Source organism: Auraticoccus cholistanensis (genome assembly GCF_009742705.1).
Classification (GTDB): Bacteria; Actinomycetota; Actinomycetes; order Propionibacteriales; family Propionibacteriaceae; genus Auraticoccus; species Auraticoccus cholistanensis.
Genome location: NZ_WPCU01000005.1, coordinates 366,127 through 380,586 on the forward strand (window position 1 = coordinate 366,127; position 14,460 = coordinate 380,586).

At 74.4% G+C, this 14,460-nt stretch carries 13 protein-coding genes and 1 pseudogene; 3 read left to right on the forward strand and 11 right to left on the reverse strand.

Going from position 1 to position 14,460, the window contains the following annotated elements:
• Positions 1 to 7: 7 nt before the first annotated feature.
• The 5 genes from GC722_RS07625 to dop form a co-directional block, all read right to left on the reverse strand.
• Positions 8 to 1,105: a prephenate dehydrogenase gene (locus GC722_RS07625; protein ID WP_331714510.1), complete on the reverse strand. Its 1,098-nt coding sequence runs from the start codon at positions 1,103 to 1,105 to the stop codon at positions 8 to 10.
• On the reverse strand, positions 1,102 to 1,821 hold the full coding sequence (gene prcA, locus GC722_RS07630; RefSeq protein ID WP_156609398.1) for a proteasome subunit alpha: 720 nt from the start codon (positions 1,819 to 1,821) through the stop codon (positions 1,102 to 1,104). Before prcA ends, GC722_RS07625 begins: the two co-directional genes overlap by 4 nt.
• Positions 1,821 to 2,669 (reverse strand): proteasome subunit beta, encoded by an 849-nt coding sequence (prcB, locus tag GC722_RS07635; protein WP_331714511.1) that lies wholly within the window; start codon positions 2,667 to 2,669, stop codon positions 1,821 to 1,823. The genes prcA and prcB overlap by 1 nt, the downstream gene beginning before the upstream one ends.
• Positions 2,666 to 2,842 carry a ubiquitin-like protein Pup gene (locus GC722_RS19480; RefSeq protein WP_156609399.1) on the reverse strand — a complete coding sequence of 59 codons (177 nt, stop codon included), beginning with the start codon at positions 2,840 to 2,842 and terminating at the stop codon, positions 2,666 to 2,668. The genes prcB and GC722_RS19480 overlap by 4 nt, the downstream gene beginning before the upstream one ends.
• 87 nt (positions 2,843 to 2,929) lie before the next feature.
• Positions 2,930 to 4,489: a depupylase/deamidase Dop gene (gene dop / locus GC722_RS07645; protein ID WP_156609400.1), complete on the reverse strand. Its 1,560-nt coding sequence runs from the start codon at positions 4,487 to 4,489 to the stop codon at positions 2,930 to 2,932.
• A gap of 157 nt (positions 4,490 to 4,646) precedes the next feature.
• Between dop and GC722_RS07650 the strand changes: the two genes are divergently transcribed.
• Both GC722_RS07650 and GC722_RS07655 read left to right on the forward strand, forming a co-directional pair.
• Entirely contained in the window at positions 4,647 to 5,012 is a 366-nt protein-coding gene (locus GC722_RS07650) for a DUF3054 domain-containing protein (RefSeq protein ID WP_197429897.1), read from the forward strand.
• A 9-nt stretch (positions 5,013 to 5,021) separates the two neighbouring features.
• Entirely contained in the window at positions 5,022 to 6,926 is a 1,905-nt protein-coding gene (locus GC722_RS07655) for a Na+/H+ antiporter (protein WP_331714512.1), read from the forward strand.
• A gap of 4 nt (positions 6,927 to 6,930) precedes the next feature.
• Here the strand turns inward: GC722_RS07655 and GC722_RS07660 are convergent, their stop codons facing one another.
• From GC722_RS07660 to GC722_RS07670, 3 genes are read right to left on the reverse strand one after another with little or no spacing between them, the layout of a single operon-like run.
• Positions 6,931 to 7,506: an AAA family ATPase gene (locus GC722_RS07660; protein ID WP_331714513.1), complete on the reverse strand. Its 576-nt coding sequence runs from the start codon at positions 7,504 to 7,506 to the stop codon at positions 6,931 to 6,933.
• An 8-nt stretch (positions 7,507 to 7,514) separates the two neighbouring features.
• Positions 7,515 to 9,299 (reverse strand): proteasome ATPase, encoded by a 1,785-nt coding sequence (gene arc, locus GC722_RS07665; protein WP_156609402.1) that lies wholly within the window; start codon positions 9,297 to 9,299, stop codon positions 7,515 to 7,517.
• A gap of 40 nt (positions 9,300 to 9,339) precedes the next feature.
• Entirely contained in the window at positions 9,340 to 10,194 is an 855-nt protein-coding gene (locus GC722_RS07670) for a serine/threonine-protein kinase (RefSeq protein WP_156609403.1), read from the reverse strand.
• A gap of 133 nt (positions 10,195 to 10,327) precedes the next feature.
• On the opposite strand from GC722_RS07670, the gene GC722_RS07675 reads away from it, so the two are divergent.
• A complete protein-coding gene (locus GC722_RS07675; RefSeq protein ID WP_156609404.1) occupies positions 10,328 to 11,179 on the forward strand; it encodes an alpha/beta fold hydrolase in 852 nt (283 codons plus the stop codon).
• On the opposite strand, the pseudogene GC722_RS07680 reads toward GC722_RS07675, so the two are convergent.
• The 3 genes and pseudogenes from GC722_RS07680 to GC722_RS07690 form a co-directional block, all read right to left on the reverse strand.
• Positions 11,176 to 12,126: pseudogene (locus GC722_RS07680) on the reverse strand (tRNA (adenine-N1)-methyltransferase); the annotation flags it as partial. The gene GC722_RS07675 and the pseudogene GC722_RS07680 overlap by 4 nt on opposite strands.
• Before the next feature lie 53 nt (positions 12,127 to 12,179).
• Positions 12,180 to 13,715, reverse strand: coding sequence for an ABC transporter substrate-binding protein (locus GC722_RS07685; protein WP_156609406.1), 1,536 nt, complete (start codon positions 13,713 to 13,715; stop codon positions 12,180 to 12,182).
• Positions 13,712 to 14,449: an HAD family hydrolase gene (locus GC722_RS07690; RefSeq protein ID WP_156609407.1), complete on the reverse strand. Its 738-nt coding sequence runs from the start codon at positions 14,447 to 14,449 to the stop codon at positions 13,712 to 13,714. The genes GC722_RS07685 and GC722_RS07690 overlap by 4 nt, the downstream gene beginning before the upstream one ends.
• Between the last annotated feature and the right edge of the window lie 11 nt (positions 14,450 to 14,460).

Here is a 14,460-nt window from a genome sequence, read left to right on the forward strand (position 1 = left end):
GGCCGGTCTAGTCGGTGGCCGGTTCCACCGACCAGCCGGCGTCGCTCAGCAGGGCGGCGAGGGTGGGCTGCACCTCGGCCTCGACGTCGAGAGACAGGTAGCCCACCCTGCGGGTCGGGTCGTGCTCGATGGTGATGTCCTCGACGTTGAGACCGGCGTCGCCGATGTCGGTGAACAGCCGGCCCAGCGCGTTGGGGGCGTCGGGGATCTCCACCACCAGCCGCGACCACTCGGTGTGCGCGCCGCCGTGCTTGCCCGGGATCCGCCGGGTGCCCTCCCGGCCCTGCTCGAGCCAGGCCACCAGGGCCTCCGGCCCCGACTCGACGGCCTCCCGGAGCCGCTCGAGGCGGCGCTGCAGCGACTGCAGCTCGACGCTGATCACGTCGGCGTTCATGCCCACGATCTGCTCCCACAGCCGCGGGTCGCCGCCGGCGATCCGGGTCACGTCGCGCACGCCCTGACCGGCCAGCGCCAGGTGCTCGGGCGGCAGGTCGGTCAGCCCGCCGGCCACCAGCGAGGACACCAGGTGGGGCAGGTGGGACACCCGCGCCACCGCGGCGTCGTGCTCGACCGGGTCCATCCGCACCAGGCGGGCCCGGCAGGCCTGCACCAGGGCCTCGACCGCGGCCACCGCCTCCGGCCGGGCCGAGGGGTGCTCGCACACCACCCAGGTGCGGTCGAGGAAGAGGAACGGGTCGGCGGCGACGGGCCCGGCGCGGTGCGAGCCGGCCATCGGGTGCGACCCGACGTAGCGGCCGAGGTCGACGCCGCGGCGCTCCAGCTCGGCCAGCGGGCGCGACTTCACCGAGCCGACGTCGGTGACGACCGCCCGCGGGAAGCGCTGCAGCGCGTCGGCGACCACGTCGGCCAGCAGCCGCGGCGGCACCGCCACCACGACCAGCCCGACGGCGTCGGGGTCGGCCGGCTCGGCGACCCCCGCGCCCAGCGAGGCGGCCACCTGCGCGTGCGTGGGGACGGCGTCCTCGAGGTGGACGCGGAAACCGGCCTCGGTCAGCGCGCACCCCACCGAGGAGCCCACCATCCCCGCGCCGACCACCACCACCGGCTGCGGCACCGCCGCGGCCCTGGCCAGCGCCCGGCTCACCCCGGCTGGCCCGGCCCAGCCAGCATCGGCTGGAGCACGCCGGCGGGCAGGCGACGGAACTTGCGGGTCCGGCTGCGGCTGCGGTCCAGCACCGCGACCTCGAGGGCCTCGGCGCCGATCGTCCGCGGCGGCTGCCCGGGCCCGGCGTCGGAGGCCAGCCCGCGCACGGCCAGCCGGACGGCGTCCTCCAGCGGCAGGTCGTCGGCGTGGGCGGCCGCCACGACCTCGGTGATCACGTCGGCCGAGCCGCCCATCACCGCCAGGTGCTGCTCGTCGCCGACGGAGCCGTCGTAGGTCAGCCGGTAGATCTGGTCCTCGCCGGGCGTGGCGCCCAGCTCGGCCACCACCAGCTCCACCTCGTAGGGCTTCTCGCCCGCGCTGGAGAAGATCGTCCCCAGCAGCTGGGCGTAGGCGTTGGCCAGCCCGCGGCCGGTCACGTCGGCCCGGTCGTAGGCGTAGCCGCGCATGTCGGCGTGCCGGATGCCGGCGATGCGCAGGTTCTCGAACTCGTTGTAGCGGCCCACCGCGGCGAAGCCGATGCGGTCGTGGATCTCGCTGACCTTGTGCAGCGCCTGCGAGCGGTTCTCGGCCACGAAGCAGATGCCGTCGGCGTAGCGCAGCACCACGACCGAGCGTCCCCGCGCGATGCCCTTGCGGGCGAAGTCGGCCCGGTCCTTCATCTGCTGCTCGGGCGCGACGTAGAACGGCGAGCTCATCAGATCACCCCCGCTGCCGGTCCGTCGGGACGTTCCATCCGGGCCTGCACCACCTCGGCGGCGATCAGGCTCGTCTCGGCCTCGCTGAGCCGGCTGACCCCCTCCTCGGTGGCCTGCATGACGATCGGGAAGATGCGCCGGGTCAGGTCGGGGCCGCCGGTGGCCGAGTCGTCGTCGGCGGCGTCGTAGAGCGCCTGGACCACCGCGGTGGCGCAGCTGTGGGCGTCCATGCCGGGCGAGTACAGCTTCTTCAGCGACCCGCGGGCGAACACCGAGCCCGAACCCACCGAGTGGAAGGCGGTCTCCTCGTAGCGGCCGCCGGTGGCGTCGTAGGAGAAGATCCGTCCCTGCCCCTGCGCCGGGTCCCAGCCGGCGAACAGCGGCAGCACGGCCAGGCCCTGCATCGCCAGCCCCAGGTTCTGCCGGATCATCGCCGCCAGCCGGTTGGCCTTGCCGTCGAGGGAGAGCGGCGCGCCCTCGATCTTCTCGTAGTGCTCGAGCTCGGTCTGGAACAGCCGCACCATCTCGACCGCGATCCCGGCGGCGCCGGCGATGCCGATCAGGGAGAACTCGTCGGCGGCGTACACCTTCTGGATGTCGCGCTGGGCGATCATGTGGCCCATCGTCGCCCGCCGGTCACCGGCCACCATGACGCCGCCGGGGAAGGTGCAGGCGACGATCGTGGTGCCGTGGGGGCTGAGCTCGGTGGCGTCGGTCACCGTCGTCCGGCTGGCCGGGGCCAGCTCGGGCGCGACGGCGGACAGGAACTCGCTGAACGACGACGACCCGGCGCGGAGGAAGGCCGGCGGCAGTCCGGCCCCGAAGGACCCGGCTCCGGAGGTGCTCACTGGCCCCCCTTCTGCACGAAGGAGCGCACGAACTCCTCGGCGTTGGACTCCAGCACCGAGTCGATCTCGTCCAGCAGGTCGTCGACGTCTCCGGACTGCTGCTGCGCGCGGGCCGGGGTGACGTCCTCCGGCTCGTCGTCGCGTCGGCTGGACCCGTGGGTCTGCTCGGACATGGCTAACTCCCTTCGCCTAGGCAGGGCCCAGCCTAGTGCTGGCCGGCGACGTCCCGCGGCGCCGGTCACGCCGCGCGGCGCGGACGCTCAGGACCCCAGCAGCGCCAGCAGCTCGCCGGCGTCGGCGGCGCGGTCGAAGAGCTCCCCGACGTGGGCCCGGGTGCCGCGCAGCGGGTCCGGCATCGGCAGCCGGATCCAGGACCGCTCCCGGTCGAGCTGGAAGATCACCGAGTCCCAGGAGGCCGCCACCACCTGGTCGGCGAAGCGGCGCATGCACTGGCCGCGGAACCAGGCCCGGGTGTCGGTCGGCGGGGAGGTGCGGGCGTGCTCGACCTCGGCCTCACCCACCAGCCGGCGCATCCGGCCGCGGGCCACCAGCGCGGCGTGCAGGCTCCGCCGGGGGTCGATGTCGGCGTACTGCAGGTCGACCAGGGCCAGCTTGGGGGCGTCCCAGGCCAGGCCGTCGCGTTCGCGGTAGCGCTCCAGCAGGTGCTGCTTGGCCACCCAGTCCAGCCGGTCGGCGCAGCGGGCGGGGTCGGTGCGCAGGTCGTCGAGCACCTGCTGCCAGCCGGTGAGCAGCTCCGCCGCCTCGGCGCCGGGGTCCTCCTCGGCCCGCGCCAGGTGGGTGCGGACGGCGTCCAGCACCAGCTGCTGCAGGTCGAGCCCGCTGAGCCGGCGGCCGTCGTCCAGCTCGACCGTGGCCCGCAGCGTCGGGTCGTGGCTGATCTCGTGCATGGCCCGCACCGGGTCCAGCAGCCGGGGTGGGTCGGGCCAGGTGCCGGCCTCGACCAGCGCCAGCACCAGCGCGGCGGTGCCCACCTTCAGCCATCCGGCGTACTCCGAGGAGCTGGCGTCGCCGGTGATGACGTGCAGCCGGCGCGAGGTGCGGGCGTCGGCGTGGGGCTCGTCGCGGGTGTTGATGATCGGCCGGTTCACCGTCGTCTCCAGGCCGACCTCGGTCTCGAAGAAGTCGGCGCGCTGGCTGAGCTGGAAGCCGGCCAGCTCGCTGCTCTGCCCGATGCCCACCCGGCCGGCGCCCACCACCACCGAGCGGGACACCAGGAAGGGGGTGAACTGCACGACCACCCGGGAGAAGGGGGTGGAGCGGTGCAGCAGGTAGTTCTCGTGGCTGCCGTAGGAGGCGCCCTTGCCGTCGGTGTTGTTGCGGTAGAGCCGGATCTCGCGCCCGAGCACCTCCGAGGCGGCCCGGGAGGCGAGCACCATCGCCTGGTCCCCGGCCCGGTCCCACAGCACCGCGTCGCGGGCCGTGGTGACCTCCGGGGTGGCGTACTCGGGGTGGGCGTGGTCGACGTAGAGCCGTGCCCCGTTGGTCAGCACCAGGTTGGCCAGGCCGGACTCCACGTCGGTCAGCTGCTCGGCGAGCGCGTCGCTGCGGGCCAGCTCGAAGCCCCGCTGGTCGGCCAGCGGCGACTCGGTCTCGTAGTCCCAGCCGGTGGGGCGCTGTGCGACGAGCTGGCCGTAGGCGCGGACGACGGCGTTGGACAGGTGCATGGGGTGCAGCTCGTCGAGCCGCTCCTGCAGCTCGGTCAGCGGGCCGCCGCCGGCGAGCAGGATGCCGTACTCGGTCTCCAGCCCCATCACCCTCGGGCGGTGGGGGTCGGGGTTCCGCTCGCTGGGGCTGGCCATGGCGGCGATGCTACGCGGCCACCCGGCCCCTCACTGGGAGCCTGTACGCCGTCGGCTGGCGACACCGCGACACGCCGCGACCCGCCGGGCGTGACCGCGTCGAGATACACGTGGGCAGGGGGCGGCGGGGGTGGTGGCTGGTGCGTAGGGTTCGGGCGTGAGACTCCTGCCCGTGGTGGTGGCCGACCTGGCCGCGGTGGTGCTGTTCGTGCTGGCGGGGGTGCGAACCCACGACGGCGGGATCGCCGCCGCCGACGTGGCCGCGACCGCGTGGCCGTTCCTGCTCGCCCTGCTGGTGGGCTGGGCGCTGGTGCGGCTGTGGCGGGCGCCACGGCTGCTGCCCTCGGGGCTGGTGGTGTGGCTGGTCACCGCGGCGGGCGGGCTGTGGCTGCGGGTGCTGCTGACCGAGGACACCGCCCGGCTCCCGTTCGTGCTGGTCACCCTGCTGACCCTGGCGGTGCTGCTGCTCGGGTGGCGGGCGGTCGTCGTGCTGGTCGGGCGCAGCCGCGCCCGGGGACGCTGAGGAGGGGCCGTGCACGGACACGAGCTGGAGCTGTCGCTGCTCGCGCTGGCGATGACGGTGATCCTGGTCGCCTCGCTGTCGCGACGCTTCGGGCTGCCGTCGCCGCTGGTCCTCACCGTGGTGGGCCTGGCGGCCTCCTTCCTGCCCTTCACCCCCGACGAGCCCTTCGACCCCGACCTCATCCTGGTGGGGCTGCTGCCGCCGCTGCTGTACGCCGCCGCGGTGCAGGTCTCGCTGATCGACTTCAAGCGGGAGAGCCGGGCCATCGTGGCCCTGTCCGTGGGGCTGGTGGTGTTCACGATGCTCACCGTCGGGCTGACCACCTGGTGGCTGCTGCCCGTCCCGCTGGCCGCCGCGCTCGCGCTGGGCGCCGTGGTGGCCCCGCCCGACGCCGTGGCCGCCACCGCGGTCGGGCGGCGCATCGGGCTCCCCCGCCGGCTGGTGACGGTGCTCGAGGGCGAGTCGCTGGTCAACGACGCCACCGCCATCGTGCTGCTCGGCGCCACCTCGGCCGCGATCGTCGGCGTGGTGACCCCGGTCGAGGTCGGGGTCGACTTCGCGCTGTCGGTGCTGGTCGGCGGGGCGGTCGGGATCGCGGTCGCGCTGCTGCTCGGCCAGCTGCACCGCCGGCTCCCCGACCCGCGGGCCAGCACCGCGCTCGCCCTGGTGACCCCCTGGCTGGCGTTCCTGCCGGCGGAGATGCTGCACGGCTCGGGCGTGCTGGCGGTGGTGCTGGCCGGTCTGCTGCTCGCCCACAAGGCCCCGGTCCAGCAGACGGCCACGGCGCGGCTCAGCCAGCGGATCAACTGGGCCACGGTGCAGTACTTCCTGGAGAACGCGGTCTTCCTGATGGCGGGGCTGCAGCTGGCGCCCACCCTGGCCGCGGTCCGCAGCTCCGAGCTCGCGGTGTGGCAGCTCGTCGGGGTGTGCGCCGCCGTGCTGGTGGTGGCGGTGCTGACCCGCCCGGTCTGGGTGGTGCTCACCGCGCGCTTCATCGCCACCCCGGGCCGCGACGGCGAGCGGCTGGGACGCGGCGAGCTGGCCGTGCTGTCCTGGGCCGGGATGCGTGGCGTGGTCACCCTGGCCGCGGCGCTCTCGCTGCCGGCCGCCACCCCGCACCGGGAGGTGCTGGTGCTGGCGGCCATGGTGGTGGTGGCGGGGACGCTGATCGGGCAGGGCGCGACCCTCCCCTGGTTCGCCCGCCGCACCGGGGTGCAGGCCCCCGACGCCCGCGCCGACTCGCTGGTGGCCGCCGAGGTGGCCGCCCACGCCGCGCGGGCCGGCCTGGCGGAGCTGGAGCGGCGCAGCACCGAGCGGTCGGCCGGCTACGACCCCAGCGCGGTGGACGAGCTGCGCCAGCGCAGCGAGCACCGGGTCAACATGCTGTGGGAGAGCGTCCGGGCCGGACGCCGGTCCGACCAGGACATGCCCGGCGAGACCTACCGGCGGCTGCGGCTGGAGATGCTGGCGGTGGAGCGGGCCGAGGTGCTGCGGCTGCGCGACTCCCAGACCGCGGAGTCGGCCGTGCTGCAGGAGGTCCTCGACGCCCTCGACCTGGAGGAGGCGAACCTGCAGGTGATGACCGCCCGGTTCGAGCGGGCCACCGAGGGCAGCTCCCGGGAGCAGGAGGAGGTCGCCCACACCGCGCTGCGGGACAGCTGCGAGCACCTGAGCGCCGCGGAGGGCCGTCCCGACCCCGAGCCGTCCGGCGAGACCTGCCTGGACTGCGTCCGCGAGGGCACGACCCCGGTGCACCTGCGCATCTGCCTCGGCTGCGGCAACGTGGGCTGCTGCGACTCCTCCCCCGGCCGGCACGCCACCGCCCACCACGAGCGCTCGGGCCACCCGGTGATGCGCTCCTTCGAGTCCGGCGAGTCCTGGCGCTGGTGCTACGTGGACGACCGGCTGGGGTGAGCGGTCAGCGCTCGCACGACGGCCAGCGCGTCGCGGCCCAGTCGGCCCAGCTCGCCCAGCCCGCCGGCGGCGCGGGGACGGCCAGCCCCGCCAGCTCGGCCTCGTCGGGCGGCTGGAGCTGCGCGCGCCACCGGTCGACGTCGGCCTCGGTGATCTCGAAGGTCAGCTGCGGCGTCTGCTCCTGACGTCGCCGGATCCGCTCCAGGTGCACCTCCCGGCTCACCGGCAGGTAGACGACCTCGCAGCCGGAGCCCTGCCCGGCAGCCAGCGCCCGCAGCGCCGAGCGCTCGTCACGTCCCCACAGCCCGAAGTCGAGCACCACGTCGGTGCCCAGCCGCAGCACCTCCAGCGCCAGGGCGATCAGCCGCCCCTCCAGCACGTCCCGCTTCCCGCCGGCCTCCGGATCGCCGAACAGCGGGATCATCCAGGCGTCGGGCGTCAGCCGCAGGGCGCGGTGCTCCTCTGCCAGCCGCCGGGCCAGCGTGGTCTTGCCGGCGCCGGGCAGGCCGACGACGAGGAAGAGGCACGCCCCGGTGCCGGTGCCGTGCTCCGTGGGTGGGCGGGTGGCTGCCGGCCCCACGGGAGCGGTCACAGGTACTGGCCGGTGTTGCTGATGGTGTCGATGGCGCGGGACTGACCGGGCTCCTTGCGGTTGACGAGGGTGCGGATGTAGACGATCCGCTCCCCCTTCTTGCCCGAGATGCGGGCCCAGTCGTCGGGGTTGGTGGTGTTGGGCAGGTCCTCGTTCTCGGCGAACTCGTCGCTGCAGGCCTGCAGCAGGTGCCCGATGCGGATGCCGCGGACGCCGGTGGCCAGCTGCTCCTTGATGGCCAGCTTCTTGGCCCGTCCGACCACGTTCTGCACCATCGCCCCGGAGGTGAAGTCCTTGAAGTAGAGGACCTCCTTGTCGCCGCCGGCGTAGGTGACCTCGAGGAACTCGTTCTCGGGCTCCTCGCTGTAGATCTGCTCCACGGTGCGGTCGATCATGGCCCAGCGGCAGCGCTCGGCGTCGCCGTCGAACTCGGCCAGGTCGTCGGGGTGCAGCGGCAGCGTGGCGGTGAGGTACTTGGCGAAGATCTCGCGCGCGGCCTCGGCGTCGGGACGCTCGACCTTGATCTTCACGTCGAGCCGGCCGGGACGCAGGATGGCCGGGTCGATCATGTCCTCGCGGTTGGAGGCGCCGATCACGATGACGTTGGCCAGCGACTCCACGCCGTCGATCTCGCTCAGCAGCTGGGGGACGATGGTGTTCTCCACGTCGGAGGAGACCCCCGTGCCGCGGGTGCGGAACAGCGACTCCATCTCGTCGAAGAAGATGACCACCGGCATGCCGTCGGAGGCCTTCTCACGGGCACGGGCGAAGATGAGCCGGATGTGGCGCTCGGTCTCGCCGACGTACTTGTTGAGCAGCTCGGGGCCCTTGACGTTGAGGAAGAACGAGTGCTGCCGGGTGACCTGCTCCCCGCGCTCGGCCGCGGCCTCCTTCACCTTGCGGGCCAGCGAGTTGGCCACCGCCTTGGCGATCATCGTCTTGCCGCAGCCGGGCGGACCGTAGAGCAGGATCCCCTTGGGCGGCTCCAGGTCGTACTCGGTGAACAGGTGCCGGTGCAGGAACGGCAGCTCCACGGCGTCGCGGATCTGCTCGATCTGCGGCCCGAGCCCGCCGATGCTGCTGTAGTCGATGTCGGGCACCTCCTCCAGCACGAGGTCCTCCACGTCGAGCTTGGGGACCCGCTCGAGGGCGACCCCGGCCCGGCGGTCGACGAGCAGCGAGTCGCCGGGGCTGGGCGGCTGGTCGCGGAGCCGGGCACCGAGCAGGACCACGTCCTCCTCGTCGCCACGGGCCACCACCACCGCCCGCAGCCCGTCGGGCATCACGTCCTTGAGGGCGACCACCTCACCGGACTCCTCGGAGTGGCTGGTGCCGATGACCACCATGCTCTCGTTGAGCAGCACCACCCGGCCGGGGACCAGCTCGGCGCGCTCGACCTCGGGGCTGACGCCCACCCGCAGCCGGCGCCCGGAGGTGGAGACGTCGACCAGGGTGCGCTCCCCCTCCGACACCACCTCGAGCACCAGCCCGAAGGAGCTGGGCGGCTCGCCGAGCGCCTCCAGCTCGGAGCGGAGCTCGACCAGCTTGTCGCGGGCGTCGCCCAGCGCCGCCACCAGCCGCTCGTTCTGACGGGCCTGGGCGGCCGCGTCGCCGCGGGCCTGCGCGAGCCGCCGCTCGGCCAGCTCGAGCTCGCGTGGGTGGCGCTCCACCTGGCGGCGGAGCCCGGCCACCTCGTCGGTCAGGCGGTACACCTGCGCCGCCAGCTCCTGGGGGCTGGGGCCGGCCTCCTCCGACGCCCGCCCGTGCTGCTGCTCGTCCATGTCGACACGGTACTCCGCGGCTCCGACACGACCGGCGGGTTCACCGACGGCGGGCGTGCCGCCAGGCGTGGCTGAGTGCGGCCACGTCACGGTGGCGACGGGCGGGATCGGGGTGGCAGGCCACCTCGACCACCTCGGCCAGGGCGGGCGGACCGACGAACCGGTCGCGGCGCTCCGTCAGCCGGGTGCCGAAGTGCCACACGAGTCGGCCGAGCGTGAACACGGTCGTCCGCTGGTCGATCACGGCACCCAGGACGTGCTCCTCCGGGGCCATGAACGTGTCGGAGCCGAACATCCGCCCCATCGTGTTGGTGGACGGGCCGCGGTGGTAGGTGTCGAGGTCGACGACCGTGAGCCGGTCGGTCCCGAAGTCGTAGAGCAGGCACCCGTCGTACAGGTCGCCGGCCACCCACCCCTGCTCCCCGAGCTCCCGGTGCAGGTCGATCAGCCGGTCGAAGACGCCCAGCAGCGTGCTGGTGGGGAGCCGGGCGAAGCGCTGGTACGGCGAGCGGGGATCGCCCCGCTCCGAGCTGGGGACGCGCACCAGCTCACCAGGGGCCCAGTCGTAGACCAGCGCCGGACCCTGGGGGGACTCGATGACGTTGCGCAGCCGAGCCAGTGCGGGGTGCCGGCACGACGCGGACAGCTCCACGGCTGTGCGCAGCAGCGCCACCCGTCCGGCGTGGTCGAGGTACGGCGTCGGCGCCCCGGGAGGCGGCACGGCCGGGCCGGCGGTCTTCACGAAGTAGCGCCCGTCGTCGGTGTCCACCGTCCACGACACGTTCCCGGAGCCCTGGGTGCGGTGGTCGAACACGGCCACGACGTCCCCGTGCTGCCGCAGGAAGTCCTCCCAGGCGCAGGCGACGGAGCTGGTGGTCGTCAGCGCTGGAGCCACCGGACGACCCTAGCGGGCGGTGAGCCGCTGGAGGCTGCGGGCCCGGCTCGTCAGGCCGTCGGGTGCGGTGGGCGGTCGCGACGAGCGAGCAGGGCGTGGCCAGCCGAACCGCCGCGGGACTAGATTCGCGCCCATGGACGCGGAGGACCTCGTGGTGACCAGCGTGGACGGCACCCGCATCGCGGCGACGCGGTGGCGGGCGACGGGGCAGGCGGTGGTCCTGCTGCACGCCGGCGTGGCCGACCGGCGCGCCTGGTCCGGCGTCGCGGCCGAGCTCGCCGGCGACGGGCTGGACGTGGTCGCCTACGACCGGCGCGGCTACGGGGACACCCCGCCGGCCGCCGACCCGGCCGCGTTCACCCACGTCGACGACCTGGTCGCCGTGCTGGACGAGCTCCAGCTGGACCGCGTGCTGCTGGTCGGGAACTCGATGGGCGGCGCGCTCGCCCTCGACGCCGCGCTGCTGCACCCGCAGCGCGTCGCGGGTGTGCTCCTCGTCGGCGCCGCGGTGTCGGGCATGACCGACGAGGACACGCCGTTCGACTGGGAGCCCGACGCCGCCTCGGCGCCCCTGCTCGAGCTCACCGAGGACCCGGCGGCGGAGCCGGACGCCAAGATCGCGGCGCTCGCCCGCCTGTGGCTCGACGGCCCCGCCGCTCCCGAGGGCCGGGTCGGTGGGGCGGCACGGGAGCTGTTCGTCGCGATGAACCGGCGGATCCTCCAGATCGGCGCCCCGGACGGCGCCGGCGACGCCGGTGTGGACGCCTGGGCCCGGCTCGGCGAGGTCTCCGTGCCGGTGCTGTGCACGTACGGCGAGCTCGACGTCCCGGCCGACCTGCCGTTCTACGAGGAGACCGCGCGGCGGCTCGGGCAGGCGCCGGTCCGCGTCCTCTCGGGCGTGGCCCACCTGCCCGGGCTCGAGCGGCCCGAGCTGGTCGCGGACCTGGTGCGGGAGGCGCTGCGGACCGCCGGCACGGCGTCCTAGCCTGCGGCCGGCTCCTCCGGCCCCTCCGACTCGGCCGGGACGTCGGCGGGGTGCGGCGCCAGGTTCCGCGGCCGCGGCCCGGTGTAGTCGGGGCCGTAGGCGCCGGCGGCGGGGCGGCGCTTGCGCTGCGGCGCCCTCACCCCGGGGGCCAGCCGCCGGGTGGTGACCAGGAAGCCGGTGTGGCCGGTGGTGGCGTGGGCGGGCCGGATCGCCAGCCCCTCGGCGTGCCAGCCGCGGACGGTGGTCTCGGTCGCCTCGGGCTCGGTGAAGGAGCCGTGGGCGCGGAAGGTGTCCACCACCCGTCCCAGCTGGGTGGTGGTGGCGACGTAGCAGCACACCACCCCACCGGGCACCAGCCGGTCGGCCACGACGTCCACGCACTCCCAGGGAGCCAGCATGTCCAGCACCACCCGGTCGACCGGCTCGGGCCCGATGGTCTCGACCAGGTCGCCGACCCGGACCTCCCAGGCGGGGTGCTCGGTGCCGAGGAACCCGGTCACGTTGCGGCGGGCCACCTGGGCGAAGTCCTCGCGCCGCTCGTAGGAGTACAGCCGTCCGGTGGGGCCGATGGCGCGCAGCAGGTACAGCGACAGCGCCCCGGAGCCGACGCCGGCCTCCACCACGCGGGCGCCGGGGAAGATGTCGGCCGCCACCACGATCTGGGCGGCGTCCTTGGGGTACACCACCGCCGCGCCGCGGGGCATCGTCACGCTGAACTCGTTGAGCAGCGGCCGCAGCGCCAGGAACTCCATGCCGCCGACCGAGCGCACCACCACGCCCTCGGGACCGCCGATCAGGTCGTCGTGGCTGATGCCGCCCTTGGTGGTGTGGAAGGAGCGGCCCTCGGCCAGCACCACCGAGTGGCGACGGCCCTTGGGGTCGGTGAGGGTGATCCGCTCCCCCGCCTGCAGCGGGCCGGTGCGGACGCCGGAGAGGTCGGGGTGGTGGCTGGAGGTCACGCAGGTCCTTTCGTGGTGGTGCCGGTCGTCGAGGAGGGCCGTCAGACCCGGCGCAGGCCCCACAGCCCCAGCTGCCAGCCGGGGCCGAAGGAGCCGGCGTCCCAGGTGGTCCCCTCAGCCAGGTAGATCGGCTCGTCGGCCTGCTGCACGGGCAGCACCACCGCGTCGGCGGCGGCCTGCTTCTGCAGCTCCGACAGCAGCCCCAGGGACTCGTCGGCGTCGGTGCTGGCGCGGTAGCGGTCCGTCAGCTCCTCCACCCGGACGGTGCTCCCCACGGCCGGGGCGTCGGTGTAGGTCTGCAGCCAGGCCAGCGCGGTCGGCGTCCACGCCTTGTCGTCGCTCAGGTAGAGGTCGGCGTGCTCGGCGTCGGCCTGGACCCGCACCGACAGGTCGCCCGCCGCCTCGATCCGCGAGCGGAGCACGTTGGCCACGTCGGCGCCGTCGAGCATCGTCGAGGGGTGGCTGAGCACGAGCGTGGTGCGCCCGGCCGCCTCCTTGGGCGAGGGCTGGCCACCGACGGCGAAGGAGGAGACGTAGCCGGCGATCGTCGGGGGGACGATGCTGTCCAGCGTCCGCTCCCCCTGCAGCGCCGCCGACACGGCCTGGCGGACGTCGGCGTCCGGGCGCGCGGGTGAGTCCGGCGACCAGCGCAGCCGCAGCACCCGGGCGCCCGGCAGCAGCAGCTCGGAGAACCCGGCGTCGCTGCGCTGGTCGGTCGAGGCCTCGATCTGGTCCCGGACGCGGGTCACCGCGGCGCTGGAGAGCCCCTGCCAGACCGCGTCGACCTCGCCGTCGATCATCGCCTGCTCCAGGCTTCCGGGGTCGGGGTAGGTCTGCATCAGCAGCGTCTGCTCCGCACCCGGGGTGGGGCCGACGTACTTGGCGAAGCGGTCGAAGCGGACCTGCTCCTCGCCCTGCTCGCTGATCCGGTAGGGGCCCGAGCCGACGACGTGCAGGTCGAGCGGACGCAGCTCGTCGGGGTCGTAGAGCTCCTCGTCGACGATGGAGGCCGCCGGTGCGGCCAGGGCGAACCCGAACTGGTAGTCGGGGCGGTTGAGCACGAAGCGGACGGTCAGCTCGTCGGGGGTCTCGATCCGCCGCAGCGTGTCCAGCAGCGCCACCGAGGAGCCCTCGACGTCGAGCCGCAGCGCCCGCTCGATGCTGAACTTGACGTCGCTGGCGGTGAGCGGGTGCCCGTTGTGGAAGCTCATCTCCGGGTTCAGGTCGCACTCGTACACCACCGGCGAGACGAACTGGCAGTCCCGCGCGGCCTCGGGCTTGAGCACCGCCGGGTTCTCCTCGCTGGTCGTCCCCGGGGGCACGGTCATCAGCCGCTGGAAGACGTTGACCACCACGCCGGCCGAGGCAGGCTCGGTCACCCCGGCCGGGTCGAGCTGGGTGGGCCGCTGGACGGTGCCGAGGGTGAGGAACTGCCGCGGGGTGGCGCTGGGGCTGACCGGGTCGACGGGGTCGGGAGGTGCCGTCTCGGTGCAGCCGGCCACGGTGAGCAGGGCGAGCAGGGCGGCCACCGCGGCCGCCGTCGCCCGACCCAGCCGCGCGCCGGCCGCACGGCTCACGCCGGTGCCCCGGGATCGGACGCGCGGGCGCGGCCGACGTGGGCGGCCAGCTCGTCCAGGCCGACGCCGGCCAGCGTGTCGAGCAGGACGCGGCGGGGCGCCGGCGGCAGCTCGACCATGTTGCGGACCCCGAGCACCACGGCGCCGGCGGCCGTCCCGGACGCGCAGCCGGGCACCGAGTCCTCCAGCACCACGGTGTCCTCGGGCCGGACGCCCAGCCGTTCGCAGGCCACCAGGTACGGCTCCGGGTGCGGCTTGCCGTGCACCACCTCGTCCCCGGCCACCACGGTGGCGAAGGTCCCCTCGGGCAGCCGCTCCAGGACGGCCTCGAGCAGCACCCGGTAGGAGGCCGAGACGAGCGCGGAGGGGATCCCGGCCGCGGCCAGCTCGGCCAGCAGCTCGCGGGCGCCCGGGCGCCAGTCGATCTCGCCGGTGCGCAGCGACACCACGACCTTCTGCACCAGCTGGTCCACCACGAACTCCGGGGTCAGGTCGTCGCGACCCACCACGTCGCAGATGTAGCGCCCGGAGGTGAGCAGCGAGTTGCCGACCAGGGCGTGGGCGTGGGCGTCCGACCACTCCCCGCCCCACTGCGGGATCAGCTCGAACTGGGCCTTCATCCACAGCGGCTCGGAGTCGACCAGGGTGCCGTCGAAGTCCCACAGCGCCGCGGCGGGCAGGACGGGCGCGGGCTCGGTGACGGCGTCGGGCAGGGTCTGGGTATCGGCATTCATGGCAGGGACAT

Coding starts and splice junctions, on each gene's coding strand:
- prcA (WP_156609398.1), bottom strand. CDS start 1,821: ATGAGCTCGCCGTTCTACGTCGCGCCCGAGCAGCAGATGAAGGACCGG.
- GC722_RS07690 (WP_156609407.1), bottom strand. CDS start 14,449: ATGAATGCCGATACCCAGACCCTGCCCGACGCCGTCACCGAGCCCGCG.
- arc (WP_156609402.1), bottom strand. CDS start 9,299: ATGGACGAGCAGCAGCACGGGCGGGCGTCGGAGGAGGCCGGCCCCAGC.
- GC722_RS19480 (WP_156609399.1), bottom strand. CDS start 2,842: ATGTCCGAGCAGACCCACGGGTCCAGCCGACGCGACGACGAGCCGGAG.
- GC722_RS07675 (WP_156609404.1), top strand. CDS start 10,328: ATGGACGCGGAGGACCTCGTGGTGACCAGCGTGGACGGCACCCGCATC.
- dop (WP_156609400.1), bottom strand. CDS start 4,489: ATGGCCAGCCCCAGCGAGCGGAACCCCGACCCCCACCGCCCGAGGGTG.